At 70.7% G+C, this 14,784-nt stretch carries 9 protein-coding genes and 1 pseudogene; 6 read left to right on the top strand and 4 right to left on the bottom strand.

Translation table 11 applies throughout. The features are described from left to right. Positions 1-46: 46 nt before the first annotated feature. The 3 genes from BMZ82_RS29325 to BMZ82_RS29335 form a co-directional block, all read right to left on the bottom strand. Positions 47-973: a carbohydrate ABC transporter permease gene (locus tag BMZ82_RS29325; RefSeq protein WP_093780417.1), complete on the bottom strand. Its 927-nt coding sequence runs from the start codon at positions 971-973 to the stop codon at positions 47-49. A 32-nt stretch (positions 974-1,005) separates the two neighbouring features. Next, a complete protein-coding gene (locus BMZ82_RS29330; protein ID WP_093780418.1) occupies positions 1,006-1,878 on the bottom strand; it encodes a carbohydrate ABC transporter permease in 873 nt (290 codons plus the stop codon). A gap of 91 nt (positions 1,879-1,969) precedes the next feature. Next, positions 1,970-3,190: an ABC transporter substrate-binding protein gene (locus tag BMZ82_RS29335; RefSeq protein WP_256252172.1), complete on the bottom strand. Its 1,221-nt coding sequence runs from the start codon at positions 3,188-3,190 to the stop codon at positions 1,970-1,972. Positions 3,191-3,645: 455 nt separating this feature from the next. Here BMZ82_RS29335 and BMZ82_RS29340 point away from each other — a divergent pair, with 455 nt between their 5' ends. After that, positions 3,646-4,668 carry a LacI family DNA-binding transcriptional regulator gene (locus BMZ82_RS29340; protein ID WP_093780420.1) on the top strand — a complete coding sequence of 341 codons (1,023 nt, stop codon included), beginning with the start codon at positions 3,646-3,648 and terminating at the stop codon, positions 4,666-4,668. Between the two features lie 239 nt (positions 4,669-4,907). Continuing rightward, positions 4,908-6,347 carry a rifampin monooxygenase gene (rox, locus tag BMZ82_RS29345; RefSeq protein ID WP_093780421.1) on the top strand — a complete coding sequence of 480 codons (1,440 nt, stop codon included), beginning with the start codon at positions 4,908-4,910 and terminating at the stop codon, positions 6,345-6,347. A 2-nt stretch (positions 6,348-6,349) separates the two neighbouring features. On the opposite strand, the gene BMZ82_RS29350 is transcribed toward rox, so the two are convergent. Further along, on the bottom strand, positions 6,350-7,819 hold the full coding sequence (locus BMZ82_RS29350) for an aldehyde dehydrogenase family protein (RefSeq protein ID WP_093780422.1): 1,470 nt from the start codon (positions 7,817-7,819) through the stop codon (positions 6,350-6,352). Positions 7,820-7,989: 170 nt separating this feature from the next. Between BMZ82_RS29350 and BMZ82_RS29355 the strand changes: the two genes are divergently transcribed. The 4 genes and pseudogenes from BMZ82_RS29355 to BMZ82_RS29370 all read left to right on the top strand — a co-directional run bounded on the left by BMZ82_RS29355 (position 7,990) and on the right by BMZ82_RS29370 (position 14,668). Beyond that, complete coding sequence (locus BMZ82_RS29355) at positions 7,990-10,425, top strand: SpoIIE family protein phosphatase (RefSeq protein ID WP_256252173.1); 2,436 nt, start codon at positions 7,990-7,992, stop codon at positions 10,423-10,425. 128 nt (positions 10,426-10,553) lie between these two features. Further along, a pseudogene (locus tag BMZ82_RS29360) lies at positions 10,554-11,276 on the top strand (nucleosidase); the annotation flags it as partial. A 121-nt stretch (positions 11,277-11,397) separates the two neighbouring features. Continuing rightward, on the top strand, positions 11,398-13,230 hold the full coding sequence (locus tag BMZ82_RS29365) for an NACHT domain-containing protein (protein ID WP_093780424.1): 1,833 nt from the start codon (positions 11,398-11,400) through the stop codon (positions 13,228-13,230). A gap of 163 nt (positions 13,231-13,393) precedes the next feature. Beyond that, positions 13,394-14,668 carry an RICIN domain-containing protein gene (locus tag BMZ82_RS29370; protein WP_218159057.1) on the top strand — a complete coding sequence of 425 codons (1,275 nt, stop codon included), beginning with the start codon at positions 13,394-13,396 and terminating at the stop codon, positions 14,666-14,668. The last annotated feature ends 116 nt before the right edge of the window (positions 14,669-14,784 follow it).

A 14,784-nucleotide genomic window follows, 5' to 3' on the forward strand; every position in this document is an offset into this window, starting at 1 on the left:
CGTCGTTGTTCGGGCAGACCGGTCGTCGGCGGGGCGGGCCCGGCTTTCAGGACTTGACCGCTCCGGCGGACATGCCGGCGACCACCTGGCGCTGGAAGAAGGCGAAGATGATCAGCAGCGGTACGACGCCGAGCAGCGCGGCCGGGAACAGGGTGGTCGGCTGCACGGTGTGCGGGTCGATGAACGAGTAGGCGTTCACCATGACGGTCCGCTTGGCCGGGTCCTGGAGGAACACCAGGGGGACCAGCAGGTCGTTCCAGATCTGCAGGGAGACGAAGGTCAGGAGGGTGCTGGTGACCGGGCGCAGCAGCGGCAGGATGATCGTGAAGAAGGTGCGGAAGGCGCCGCAGCCGTCGAGTGCCGCCGCCTCCTCCAGGTCCGCCGGGATGGAGCGGATGAAGCTGGTGTAGAAGAACACGGCGACCGGGAGGTTCAGGGCGATGTAGATGAGGACGACGCCCGTGTACGTGTCCAGCAGGTTCAGGTCGCGCATCAGCAGGTACAGCGGCGCCACCACGACGAAGACGGGGACGGACGTGCCGAGGATGAACAGCCGGTACACGGCGGTGGACCAGTGCTGGGTGATGCGGGCGAGCGGGTAGGCGGCGAGCGAGCCGATCACGGTGACGGCCACGCACGAAAGGCCGGTGATGAGCAGGGTGTTGAGGGTGCTGGACCCGTAGTGGATCTGGCTGAAGGCGTCGGAGAAGTTCTTCAGGGTCAGCGACTGCGGGATGCCGAGGGGGGAGCGGGCCACGTCGGCCGCGGTGCGCAGCGAGGTGACGACCGTGAAGAGGAAGGGCAGGACGAACAGCAGGGTGCCCAGGCAGAGCAGGGCGGTGCCGAGGCCGCCGGCCAGTCGGCGCAGCGGGTTGCGGGGCGCCCTGGACGTCGTACCCCCGGCGGGGGGTCGGGTGGCGGGCCGGGTCCCGGAGACCGACGGGGCGTCCGGCGCGGTGATGTCTGAAGTCATGGTGGCGATCCGTCAGATTCCGTGAGATGCCGTCAGATGCGTCGCTCGCGCAGCCGGAGCAGGGAGGAGGTGGCGCTGGACAGGACGACGACGGTCACCAGGAGCACGACCGACAGCGCGACGCCGTAGGCGAACTTCCCGCCGCCGAAGACGTTCCGGTACACCAGCAGGGTCAGCGTGTCCGTCGCTCCGGCGGGGCCGCCGTTGGTGAGGACGAGGGGGAACTCGAAGACCTTCAGCGAGCCGATCAGGCTGAGCGTCACGTTGACGGTGAGCGCCGGGGCGAGCAGTGGCCATTCGATGCTGACGAAGCGCCGCCAGCCGCTCGCGCCGTCCAGCGCGGCCGCCTCCAGCAACTCGGTCGGCATGCTCATGTAGCTGGCGAGGAAGATCGCGCAGGAGTAGCCGGTGAACATCCAGACGTTGACGGCGGCCACCGAGTACAGCGCGGTCGAGGTGTCGCCGAGCCAGACGTGGCTGAGACCGTGCAGGCCGACCAGGTCGAGCAGCGCGTTGATGCCGCCGGTCGGGGCGAACAGGTACGACCAGATGAAGGCGGCCATCACCGGGGAGATCAGGGTCGGTGTCAGCAGGACGACGCTGAGCGTCCTGCGCACCTTCGGCCGGCGGAACAGCATGCTCGCGAAGAGCAGTCCGAGGCCGTTCTGCACGATCACGACGACGGCCGCGTACAGCACGGTGTGCCACAGGGCGTCGGTGACGGCCGGATCGTCGGCCATGGCACGGTACTGCTGGGTGCCGACGAAGTTGGCGATCGGACCGCCGAGGCTGTCGGTCATGCTCAGGTAGACGCCTCGGGCCAGCGGATACAGCATGAACACGCCGTACACGACGATCGCCGGAAGCAGGAAGGCGGCCATGGTGGCGCGCCGTCGGTGGAACACGGGGATCCTCCTCTTGCCCGTGAAGAGCCGTGGCGGGGGCGGTCGGTGAGCGCTGACTCGCACCCCCACCACGGCTGACCAGAGTGGCCGGTTACTTCGCGGACGCGGCGGTCTGGATGTCCTTGAGGGTCTGCGCGGCGGACGCCGAACCCAGCAGGTAGGCCTGGACCTTGGAGCCGGTCGCGGTCTCGGCGGCGGCGGCGTACCAGGAGTCGGACGGGAGGATCCGGTAGCGGCCCTCCTTGAAGGCCGTGGTGAACGGCGTCGTCTCGGTGCTCTCCGGCGTCAGGCCGCTGATGAAGGGCGACTCGGCGTGCTCGGCCTCGAGGAACTTGGAGAGGTTCTGGTTCTGCGACCAGAACTTGACGTACTCGCGGGCCGCGTCACCCTGCTGGGACTGGGAGTTGACGGACCACATGGTGCCGGCGAAGAGCATCCCGTTGGGCTTGGTGCCGGCGGCGCCGCCCGGCCAGGGGGCGAAGGAGACCGGGAAGCCGGCCTTCTTGATGTTGGAGACCTGCCAGGCGCCCTGGTACCAGAAGGCGCTCTTGCCCGCGCTGAAGTCCTGCGGGCCCTGCGACCACTCGTCGACGCCGAGCTCGTTCTTCCAGTTGACGTACCCCTGGTCCTCCAGGGTCTTGAGCTGCTGGAGGGGTTCCTTCCAGTCCGGGTCGAAGGACGTCTTGCCGGCCAGGAAGTCGGCGTCCCACTGCTTGTTCTTCTGGTAGACGACGGTCGATCCGGCGGCCTGGAGGACCGAACTGCCGGTCCAGCCGGACTTGTCGGGCAGCGCGATGGGGTCGATGCCGGCCTTCTTGACCTTGGCGAGGTCGGCGAGGAACGTCGGCCAGTCGGCCGGGACCTCGGTGATGCCCGCCTTCTTCAGCAGGTCCATGTTGGCGTACAGACCGATGCCGATGAGCTCCATCGGCATCGCGAGGGTCTTGCCGTCGGCCTGCGCGAACTGCTTGGCGTCCGGGGTGATCCGGCTCGCCCACGACTCGCCGGACAGGTCGGCGAGGTAGCCGGACGCGCCCCACTTCTTCATCCGGTCCGTGTCGACCATGATCACGTCGCCGGCCTTGCCGCCGAGCAGCTCGGGCTGGAGCTTTTGCGTGTAGGTGTCGTTCGCGGTGATGTACTCGAAGTCGATCTTGATCTTGGGGTGGGCCTTCTCGAACGCCTTGTTGATCTCGGCGACGTTGGCGGGCTCCGCGCCGCCGCCCTTCCACGCCTGCACATGGAGGGTCACGGTGCCGTCGGCGGAGGCGCCGGACGACCCGCCTCCGCACGCGGCCAGCGATATCGCCATGGCGGCGACCGTGGTGGCGACCGCGAGACATCTCCCAGAACGCTTCATTGCACACCTCACCCGTCGGCCGGGACCGACAGTCATGTCTGAAGGGGTTTTGAACCTGTGTGGACCTGCGTGGACCGATATGGATCGCTGCGACTCGATCAGCCTGTGCCGGGTGGGTACAGCGCTGATTCGTATGAAAGGGGCCGGTCGACCCGAGTTGCGGCGAACGTTCGCACCGTTGGCCGGGACTGTAACGCAAAACTTAACGGACATCTATACGTAACTTTCCGTGGCCGCCGAGGCCACGTAAAGTTGCTCCCGAACCCCGGCACCCCGCCCACAAGCCCCGCCTCCACGCTGATCACGGGGTGGAGAGCGCCCGCGCGGGACCGCCATTGACGCCCGCGGCAACTTAACGTTAAAGTTTCCGCCAGTGTTCGCGTAGGTGATAAAGGCGAGGAGTTGGGGTGGCAGGGCGGGTGACCATCGCGCAGGTGGCCGAAGAGGCGGGTGTCTCCGCGATGACCGTGTCCAACGTCGTGAACGGCAAGCCGGGGGCCTCCGAGGAGACGCGGCGGCGCGTCATGGAGGTGGCCGGGCGGCTCGGTTACCGGCCGAACGTCTCGGCCCGCAACCTCAAGGCCGGCCGCAGCGGGCTCATCGGACTGATCGCGCTGGACCTGACCAGTCAGTACGGACTGGAGATCCTCCGCGGCGTCGCCGACGAGCTGGCGGGCGCCGAGCAGGAGCTGCTGGTCAACGCCTCGTACCACGACGCGGCGCGGGAGAAGGACCGGCTGGAGTTCCTGGGCCGCGGTCTCGTCGACGGTGTCCTCATGATCGCGCCCGTCCTGGAGGACGAGACGATCCGGCTGCTGCGCCGGCAGAAACTGCCCTGCGTCATCATCGACCCCCGTCGCCTGGACGTGCCGCTGCCCCGGCTGAGCGTCGACAACTACCACGGGATGCGCCAGGGCACCCAGCACCTGATCGACCTGGGCCACACCCGGATCGCCTACCTGCGCGGCGAGGAGGACCTCGAAAGCACGTCCATCCGCTTCCAGGGCTTCGAGGACGCGATGCGGCTCGCCGGGCTGAAGGTCGACGAGCAACTGGTCGCCTCGTGCGACTTCTCCTACGCCAGCGGCTTCCGGGCGGCCTCCCGCCTCATCACCGACCACCGTCCGACGGCGGTCGTCGCGGGCGCGGACCTGATGGCGCTGGGTGCCATAGACGCCGCGCGGGCGTGCGGTCTCACCGTGCCCACCGACTTCTCCGTCGTCGGCTTCGACGACCTCCCGCAGGCGGCGCAGAGCTTCCCCGGCCTGACCACCGTGCGTCAGCCGCTGCACGACATGGGCCAGAAGGCGGCCCGCGCGCTGCTGTCCGTCATCGACGGGCAGCAACTGCTGATGGATCACATGGAGGTGGGCACCCACCTCGTGGTCCGCAGGTCGACCGCCGCGCCGCACGACGGCGGCGGGGCCTGACGGAAACAACAAAGGCGCGGAAACAACAAAGGCAAGGAGTCACGCACTCCTTGCCACTCCCAACGTATAGCGCACCGGGGGGCTTGCGGCAAGGCCCCGGTGCTGCCGCAGAATGGCCGACCGAGGCCAGAACCTGCGGAAACGAGAGATTCGCGACATACGCTCGCATTCGTCGAGGTATGGGACGCGCGGGCGGCTGGCCGACTTTCCCTCCCGGTTCTCGTCGAATGGGTGTTCCGATGATGGACGTGATCGTGGTCGGCGGTGGACCGACCGGTCTGATGCTGGCCTGCGAGCTGCGGCTGCACGGCGTGCACGTGGTCGTGCTGGAGCGGTTGGCCGAGCCGACCGAGCAGTCCCGCGGCCGCGGCCTGCACGCGCGCAGCGTCGAGCTGATGGACCAGCGCGGCCTGCTGGACCGGTTCCTCGCGGTCGGTGACAAGTTCCAGGTCGGCGGTCTCTTCGGCGGCGTCATCAAGCCGTGGCCGGACCGCTTGGACACGGCGCACCCGTACGGCCTCGCCGCCTCACAGCCGGCCACCGAGCGGCTGCTGAACGAACGCGCCCTCGAACTGGGAGCCGAGATCCGGCGCGGCTGCGACGTGGTCGAAGTGAGTCAGGACGACGACGGCGTGAGCGTCGAGCTGGCGGACGGCACGCGGTTGCGCTCGCGCTACCTCGTCGGGTGCGACGGCGGCCGCAGCACGGTCCGCAAGCGGCTCGGTGTCGGCTTCCCCGGTGAGCCCTCCACGGTCGAGACGCTGCTGGGCGACATGGAGGCGACCGAGGATCCGGCGACGATCGCCGCCGCCGTCGAGGAGGTCCGCAGGACCCAACTGCGGTTCGGCGCCATCCCGGACGTGGACGGGCACCCGGGGGTGTACCGCATCGGCGTACCCGCCGAGGGCGTGGCCGAGGACCGGGCGAACCCGCCGACCCTCGACGAATTCAAGCGGCAGCTACGGGCCTTCGCGGGCACCGACTTCGGCGTGCACTCGCCGCGCTGGCTGTCCCGGTTCGGCGACGCCACCCGGCAGGCCGAGCGCTACCGGGTGGGCCGGGTGCTGCTGGCCGGCGACGCGGCGCACATCCACCCGCCGACCGGCGGGCAGGGCCTCAACCTCGGTGTGCAGGACGCGTTCAACCTCGGCTGGAAACTGGCCGCCGCCGTCAACGGCTGGGCGCCGGAAGACCTGTTGGACAGCTACCACGCCGAACGGCATCCGGTGGGCGCGGCCGTCCTGGCCAACACCCGTGCGCAGATGACCCTGTTGGGGACCGATCCGGGGGCGACCGCGCTGCGGGAGCTGTTCTCGAAGCTGATGGACTTCGAGGAGGTGAACGAGTACGTGACCGGCATCATCACGGCCGTCGGGGTCCGTTACGACTTCGGCGAGGGCCACGAACTGCTGGGCCGGCGGCTGCGTGACGTGAAACTGAAACGAGGCCGCCTCTACGAGTTGACGCGTACCGGCCGCGGTCTGCTGCTCGACCAGACCGGCGGCCTGCTGTCGGTGGCGGGTTGGGCGGACCGGGTCGACCATGTCGTCGACGTCAGCGAGGAACTGGACGTGCCCGCCGTCCTGTTGCGGCCGGACGGTCACGTGGCCTGGGTCGGCGAGGACCAGCGGGAGCTGCTCGGCCGACTGCCCCGGTGGTTCGGCGCCGCCACCGGCTGAGGTCAGACCGTCCCGGGCAGCGTCGTCCAGCGCCACTGGGTGAACTGTTCCAGGTTGGCGGTGCCCCCGATGCGGGAGCCGTTGCCCGACGCGCCCATTCCGCCGAAGGGCGCGTTCGCGGCGTCCTTCGCGGTCACGTCGTTGATGTGCACCATGCCCGTACGCACCTGTCCGGCGAAGGCGGTGGCTCGCGGCAGCGAACGGGAGTGGACGGCCGCCGCCAGCCCGTACGCGGTGTCGTTGGCGATGTCGAGGGCCTCGGCGTCGGTGCGGAAGGCGATGATGGGGGCGACCGGCCCGAAGATCTCCTCGCCGAAGGCGGGCATGGCGCGCGCGACCCGGTCCAGGACGGTCGGCGGGTAGAACAGTCCGTCACGGCGTCCGCCGGCCCGTACCCGGGCCCCGGCGGCCACGCTCTCGTCCACGATGCGCTCGATCCGCGCGGCCTGCCGCTCGTCGATCACCGGGCCGAGGTCCACCCCGTCGTCGCGGGGGTCGCCGAGCCGCAGCGCCTGGGCGTGCCCGATCAGCGCCTCGGTGTACGGCTCCACGAGGTCGGCGTGCACGAGATGGCGTCCGGCGGCGACGCAGGCCTGCCCCTGGTAGCCGAAGGTGCTCATCGCGCCGGCCGCCGCGGCGGCGACGTCCGCGTCGTCCAGTACGACGATCGAGTTCTTGCCGCCGAGTTCCAGGGCGACCCGCTTGAGCCCGTCGCCGGCGGCGCGGGCGACGGCCCGCCCGGCCCGGGCTGAGCCGGTGAACGAGACCATGGCGACGTGCGGATCGGCCACCACGGCCTCACCGGTGCCAGGGCCTCCGGGCAGGACATGGAGCAGCCCCTCGGGCAGTCCGGCGTCCTCGAACAGCCGCGCCACGACGACGCCACCGGACACCGGGGTGCGCGGATCGGGTTTGAGCAGGACGGCGTTGCCCAGCACGAGGGCGGGCGCGAGGACCCGCATGGCGAACAACAGGGGCGCGTTCCAGGGGTTGATGACGCCGACCACCCCCAGCGGCACCCGCCACGCGTAGCTGGACTGGCCGGGCAGCGACGGGCTGAGGATCTCGCCGAGGGGCAGCGACGCCATCCCGGCGGCCTGCGCGAGCTGGCTGAGTCCGGCCGCGATCTCGTAGTCGCCCTTCGCCGGGACGCCGGCGGACTCCCTGACGATCCACTCGCGGATCGCGTCGCTGTGCTCGCGCAGTTCCCGGGCAGCGCGGAGCAGGACCTCGGCGCGCTCCGCGGGCGACACGGCCGCCCAGTCCCGCTGGGCGCGGGCGGCCAGGGCACCGGCCCGGGCGACGTCCCCGGGCGACGCCACGCCCACCTCCGCCAGCCGCGCTCCGGTGGCGGGTTCGTACACCGGCTGGGTGCCGCCCTCGGCCTGCCGCCAGCCGCCGCTGTAGATCTTCCCCGTCCACTCGGCCGCGTCCGGCCATGTCTCCGCGCTGGTGGCAGTCGTGGCAGTCATGGCACGCCCTCCCTCGTCGACGCACTGATGACCGCCGACGGGCCGATGGGTTTTTCGCCTTTACCTTATGATTAATCCTATATATTCAGCTATTCCGCCCATTGGTTCGGTTGCTCCTGGCCGGACCCGGGCGCACGGTGGAAAGACCGAGGCGAGGGCGGATGAGCGCGATGACGGGTTCCGATGCCACCGGCGGCGACCAGGTGGCGCGGGGGTCTGACGATCCCGTCGACGAGGCGGCCACGGCCCGTGCCACGGTCGACGCGCACGGCGTCGTCACCGCGTGGAACGAGGGAGCGCGGCGGCTGCTCGGACACCGGTCCGCGGAGGTCGTCGGCCGGCCCGCGGCGCGGCTGCTCGCCGGGGAGCCGCCCACGCAGGACCTGCCGTCCCTGCCGTCTCTGCGGACCCTGCGGAGGTGGAGCGGGGCGGTCCGGCTCCTGCACCGGGACGGCCACCCCCGCACGGTGAACCTGCTGGCGCACCACCGGAAGAACAGGGCGGCCGGCGAGTGGCTGCTGGTCTCGCCGCTGGCCCTCCCGGTGTCGTCGGCCCAGGACGACGCGCTGGTGACGTGGGCGTTCGCCGCGTCCCCGTCCGCGACGGCGCTCTACGACACCGGTCTGCGGCTGCGGCGGGCGAACGCCGACATGGAGCGCGTGATCGGCCTGCCCGAGGCGGCGGTGCGGGGGCTGCGTGTGTCGGAGATCGTGGTGGACCCGGAGGGCGACCGGACGGAAGAGTGCATGCGCCGGGCGCTGGAGACCGGCGAGCAGCAGCATCTGCAGCAGACCCTGCGCATGGTCGGCCACGACCGCGAGAGCATCTGGACCACGTCGCTCACCCCCGTGCGGGACGCCGAGGGAAGGGTACGGGGCGTGCTCCTCGCAGCCCACGACACGACCGAGGAGCATGTGGCCCGGGGGCGGCTGGCCCTGCTGAACGACGCGAGCGTGCGCATCGGCAGCACCCTGGACCTCGCCCGTACCGCGCAGGAACTCGCCGACGTGGCCATCCCCCGCTTCGCGGACTTCGTCACCGTCGACCTGCTGCCCGCCATCGAAGGCGGTGACGATCCGCCCGCCGGTCCGCCGGCCGGCCCTGTCGTGCTGCGCCGGGTCGCCAACCAGTCCGTCCTGGAGGGCTGCCCCGAGGCCGTCATCGAGTACGGGGCCGTGGCCGTCTACCCGGACGCGTCGCCCGCCGCCGAGTGCCTGGCCGCCGACCGCCCGCTGATCCGCAAGGTGACCGAACCCGCCATCGACAGGTGGGCGAGCCAGGTCCCGGACCGGGCCGACCGGGTGCGGCGGTACGGCTTCCACTCGGTGCTCGCCGTGCCGATGCGGGCCCGGGGCATCACCCTCGGCGTGGCCACCTTCTCCCGCCACCGCCGCCCGGAACCCTTCGAGCAGGACGATCTGCTGCTGGGCGAGGAGATCACCGCGAGGGCCGCCGTCTGCATCGACAACGCCCGCCGCTACACCCGCGAGCGCCGCACCTCCCTCACCCTCCAGAGCAGTCTGCTGCCGCAGCGGCTGCCCCCGCAGGCCGCCGTCGACGTCGCCTCCCGCTACCTGCCCGCCAGCACCCAGGCCGGCGTCGGCGGCGACTGGTACGACGTGATCCCGCTGTCCGGCGCGCGGGTCGCGCTCGTCGTCGGCGACGTCGTCGGGCACGGCATCCAGGCCTCGGCCACCATGGGTCGGCTGCGCACCGCCGTACGCACGCTGGCCGACGTGGATCTGCCGCCCGACGAACTCCTCACCCACCTGGACGACCTCGTCCTCCACCTGTCCGCCGAGGCCGAACGCGCGGCCGACACCGCCGCCGGCATCGGCGCCACCTGCCTGTACGCGGTCTACGACCCGGTCTCGCGGCACTGCACACTGGCCCGGGCCGGCCACCCCCTGCCCGCGCTGAAGACCCCGGACGGAACGGTGGAGTTCCTCGACGTCCCGGCGGGCCCGCCGCTGGGGCTGGGCGGCATGCCGTTCGAGACCACCGAGATCGAGTTGCCCGAGGGCAGTGTCCTCGCGCTGTACACGGACGGGCTCGTCGAGGCCCGTGACCGCGACATCGACGAGGGCCTCGACGCCCTGCGCGCGACCCTGGCCCGGCCGACCTCGTCGCTGGAGGACACCTGCGACACCGTGCTGGAGACGCTTCTCCCGGAGCGCCCGGCCGACGACGTGGCGCTGCTCGTGGCCCGCACCCGGGCCCTGGACGCCGCCCACGTCGCCACGTGGGACGTGCCGGCCGACCCCGCCTCGGTCGCCGAGACCCGCAAGAACGCCTGCCGTCAACTGGACATCTGGGGCCTGGAGGAGGCCGCCTTCGTCACCGAACTGATCGTCAGCGAGCTGGTCACCAACGCCATCCGGTACGGCGCACCCCCCATCCAGCTCCGGTTGATCCGCGACCGCAACCTGATCTGCGAGGTCTCCGACGCCAGCAGCTCCGCCCCGCATCTGCGCCGGGCCCGCACCTTCGACGAAGGCGGCCGCGGACTCCTCCTGGTCGCCCAGCTCACCCAGAGCTGGGGCACCCGCCACACCTACACCGGCAAGACGATCTGGGCCGAACAGGAACTCCCCGCCGCCCCATGACGCCCACGCGCCGGTGCCCGGGTGGCGGGTGGACCCGGTGCGCGCCTGACGTCTGACCTCGCTCAACACCCGTCCCGGACGCCCCACTTGGCAGTACGGTCGACACCGTGCCGCAGACAAGCCCCACCTTGCCTACCGCGCCCACCGTGGCGATCCTCACCGCCCTGTCGCTCGAATACAGCGCCGTCCTCACCCACCTGGCGGACGTCGAGAAGCTCACGCACCCGGGCTACGGCACGCGGGCCCGCCGGGGCAGACTCCCCGGCACGCCGTGGCACATCGCCCTGGTGGAAACGGGCGAGGGCACCCTCGCCGCGGCCACGCTCACCGAGCGCGTGCTGACGTGGCTGGAGCCCGAGGCGGTGCTGTTCGTCGGCGTCGCGGGCGGGCTCAAGGACGACGTCGAGATCGGCGACGTCGTGGTCGCGACGAAGGTGTACGCCATCCACGGCGGCAAGCAGACCCCGGACGGTTTCCTGGACCGCCCGGAGGCCTGGCGTGCCTCGCACCGTCTGGAGCAGGCGGCCAAGGAGGCGCTGCGCGGCACGGCGCACTTCAAGCCGATCGCGGTCGGGGACGTCGTTCTCGCGGACGCCGACTCCGAACTCGCCGCCCGCATCAAGCGCACGTACAACGACGCCGCCGCCATCGAGATGGAGAGCTCGGGTGTCGCCCACGCCGTCCATCTCGCCGGTCACGCCGACGCGTTGGTCATCCGGGGCATCAGCGACAAGGCCGACGCGGCCAAGTCCACCGAGGACGCCAAGGGCTCTCAGCTCCGGGCCGCCGAGAACGCCGCCGCGGCCGCTGTCGCCGTCCTGCGCGAACTGCAACCGAGGCCGGCGGCCCCGGCCGCCGTACGCGGCGCCGACGACGACGCGCTGGCGGAGCAGGCCGCCGTGCTCGCGCGCGAGGTCAACAGCCTCCGCCGCCGAGGAGACGGAGGAGACCGAGGCGGCAGAGCCTTCTCCGATGGACCTGGCCGGTCAACTGGACGAACTGGCGGCCCTTTACGAGCGGACCCGGTCCGGCTGGTTCATGGTGCTGGGCGGTCCCGGCTCCGGAAAGACCGTCCTGGCGTTACGTTTCGCACGGACGAGGCTGAAGCTGCCGCCCGACGCCGACAAGGCCCCGATACCCGTGATCTTCAGTCTGGGATCGTGGGATCCCGACAACACCTCGCTACGGGACTGGATGATCGGCCAGTTGGAGCGGGACCACCCCTTTCTGGCCGGGGTCGACTCCAGAGGATCGACGTGGGCCAGGGCGCTGGTCGAGGCGGGCTACGTCCTGCCGATCCTGGACGGGTTCGACGAGATCGCCAGGGGCCTGCGCGCCCACGCGCTGCGGGAACTCAACGGCAGTACCCGGCCGTTGCTGGTGACCAGTCGCCGCGACGGACTCGAAGACGCCGTGCAGGCGACCAAGGTGGTGCCCGCCGCCGTCGGCATCGAACTGACCGCCCTCCCCCTCGACGACACGCTCGCCTACCTGCGGCGCGCCACCCGCACGCCCCTCCCCGACACCGCGGACACCACCGCCCCGACCAGATGGACGTACGTACTGGGCGAGTTGGCTCGCCGCCCCCGGACACGGGCCGGCACCCATCTCACCGCCGTGCTGACGAGCCCCCTGATGGTCACGCTCGCCCGCGCCGTCTACGAATCCGACCGCGACCCGTCGGAGCTGCTGGACGACGAGGAGCTCGGCAGCACTCAAGGAGCCCTGGAAACCCACCTCTTGGACAACTTCGTCCCCGCCGCCTACGCCCGCTTCCTCAGCAACCGGCCCGCGGCGGACCACCGGCGCTGGGACCCAGAACGCGCCCGGCACTGGCTCGGCTACCTCGCGGCGCACCTGAGAGAACTCAGGACACAGGACATCGAATGGTGGCGGCTGGGCACGAGCATGACCCTCTCCGCACGCATGCTCGTGGTCGGGGTCACGGTCGGACTCCTGTCCTGGCTCGCGGTCGGAATCGCCTTCGGGTCCACGCTCGGGATCGTGTACGGGCGGGCGTGGTGGTTCGGGGAGGGAGTCGTCGACATCGTGCTCAACGGGCTCGGGATCGGGCCGGCCTTCGGGCTCATCCACGGGTTCGCCACGAAGCTCGAGGTCGGCGGCCCGGCGTTCGAGCCGTCGCGCATGCGGATACAGCTCCGGGGCGGGACGAAGAAGGTGCGGGAGAGCTTCCTCCCCCGAGTTCGGGGCGGGCTCGCGGCCGGCCTGGTGTTCGGCGTCGTGTTCGGCCTCGGAGGCGCGGCCTATTGCGTTTTCCTGGGTTGTCCCTGGCTCGTGATCGCGTTGGTGTTCGGGAACGGGTTCCTGCTCGGGATCGGACTCGGGCTCGCGGTCGGACTCACGGTCGCGCTCATGGCCGGGTTCGAGGCCGTCTACGAGAGTGCCGAGAGAGAAACTTTCGCCGGCCCGTCGGCACTGCTGGACACCAACCGCAGGACGGTACTCACCCAGATGCTCGCGGTCGGGCTGGTGACCGGGCTCGGGTACGGGATCGTCGTCGGGCTCGTGAACGGCTTCTGGCCGGCGCTCGGGAGTGGGCTCGCGGCCGCGCTCGCGGTCGGCCTCGGACTCGGCACCCTGACCGCCTGGGGCCGCTGGGTCGTCCTCGCCCGCGTCTGGCTGCCCCTGACGGGACGGCTCCCGCGCACCGTGGACGCCTTCCTGGACGACGCCTACCAGCGCGGCGTACTGCGCCGGTCCGGCGCGGTCTACCAATTCCGCCACGCACGACTGCGGGACCACCTGGGCGAGGCCTACGAGAAACGAGCCGAAAAGGTTTTCTGAGACGCCGGAAACCGGGTGGGCCCACCGCGTGCATGTCTCTTGACACTTCCGGGGCCCACACCTACGTTGCGAAAACCTTTCAGGTTGTTTCAGCACCGCCCGAGAACGCGGAATCCGCACGTGCACAGGCATATGTCATGAGCACTACATGACGGAGCAACCGATGAGAAAACGACGGACGGCGGTCCTCGCGGGACCCACCGCCCCCTCCCCCACCACGAGTCCGGGCTCCACCCCTACGACCACGCCGGCGGCGACCCGCTCACGCCGGTTCCTCTGCCTCTGGGCGACCGTGCTCACCATGCTGGTCGGTACGGTCATGGGCACCGTCGCGCTCGCACCGCCCGGCCACGCCGCGACGGCGTTCACCTCCACCGTGGTCAACCAGAACGGCGGCAACTGCCTGGACGTACCGGGCAGTTCCACGGCCGACGGCGTCCAGCTCATCCAATGGTCCTGCCACGGCGAGGCCAACCAGACCTTCACCTTCACCCCGGTCGCCGGCACCACCGACCAGTACGGCATCGGCACGTCGGCCGGCGGGAAATGCGTGGCCGTCAACGGAGCGTCCGGCGCCGACAACGCCACGATCGTCCAGCGGACCTGCGGCTCCGGAGCCGACCAGAAGTTCCGTCTCGTACCCGTGACGGTCGGCGGAACGAGCAACGTCTTCAGCGTGCAGGCGGTTCACTCCGGCAAATGCGTCGCCCCGGCCGGCGACTCCTCGGCCGAGAACACCGGCCTCGTCCAGTCGCCCTGCACCAACGCGATGTCACGGACCTGGCGGCTGCCCACCTTCGCCGGCAGCAGCGGCCCGACCACGCCCCCGACCACACCTCCGACCACTCCCCCGGCGAAGACCGTCCGGGTGTACTGGCTGAAGCCCTCCGACGTCCCGTTCGACCAGCGGTACCCCGACGGCATCGCCAATGTGATGCGCGAAGCACAGCGCTACTACCGGCAGGAACTCGGCAAGACCTTCACGCTGAACAGCCCCGTGGTCGAGGTCGTCAACGGTGACCACCCCAGGAGCTGGTACGAGAACACGCCCAACGGCGGTGACCGTTACTGGTGGACCGTCACGAACATGCAGAACGAACTCGCCAGGAAATTCGCCCTCGGCAACCCCGACAGCCGCTGGCTCAACGTCGGCGAGATCAGCGCCGAGGGAGAGGGCGCGGGCGGCGGCGGCAACACCGGCTGGGTCATCCTGAGCGGACACGACGCCAACGGCGCCGCCGGCACCAGCGGCGAGCCGATGAACCGCTGGTACGGCGGAATGGTGCACGAACTCGGCCACTCCTTCGGCCTGCCGGACTCGTCCTCGACCGACGGCACACCGATGTCGGCGTCCTTCTACGACTACCCCAACACCCACTTCAGCCAGAGCCAGAAGAACCAGATCCTCAACGGCCCCTACGGAGGCTTCCTGTCCTGACCCCGCCCCGGCGCTGAACGGCCGCGGGCCCGGGCACCGAGGGGCACGTCCTCTGACGGCCGAATGCCGCCGTGGTGTCGATCACCGCGGCCAGGGGGCAAAGGTACAGGTCAGCG

Source organism: Streptomyces sp. yr375 (genome assembly GCF_900110755.1).
Classification (GTDB): Bacteria; Actinomycetota; Actinomycetes; order Streptomycetales; family Streptomycetaceae; genus Streptomyces.

Coding starts and splice junctions, on each gene's coding strand:
- BMZ82_RS29370 (WP_218159057.1), top strand. CDS start 13,394: ATGAGAAAACGACGGACGGCGGTCCTCGCGGGACCCACCGCCCCCTCC.
- rox (WP_093780421.1), top strand. CDS start 4,908: ATGATGGACGTGATCGTGGTCGGCGGTGGACCGACCGGTCTGATGCTG.
- BMZ82_RS29335 (WP_256252172.1), bottom strand. CDS start 3,190: ATGGCGATATCGCTGGCCGCGTGCGGAGGCGGGTCGTCCGGCGCCTCC.
- BMZ82_RS29325 (WP_093780417.1), bottom strand. CDS start 973: ATGACTTCAGACATCACCGCGCCGGACGCCCCGTCGGTCTCCGGGACC.
- BMZ82_RS29365 (WP_093780424.1), top strand. CDS start 11,398: ATGGACCTGGCCGGTCAACTGGACGAACTGGCGGCCCTTTACGAGCGG.
- BMZ82_RS29350 (WP_093780422.1), bottom strand. CDS start 7,819: ATGACTGCCACGACTGCCACCAGCGCGGAGACATGGCCGGACGCGGCC.
- BMZ82_RS29355 (WP_256252173.1), top strand. CDS start 7,990: ATGACGGGTTCCGATGCCACCGGCGGCGACCAGGTGGCGCGGGGGTCT.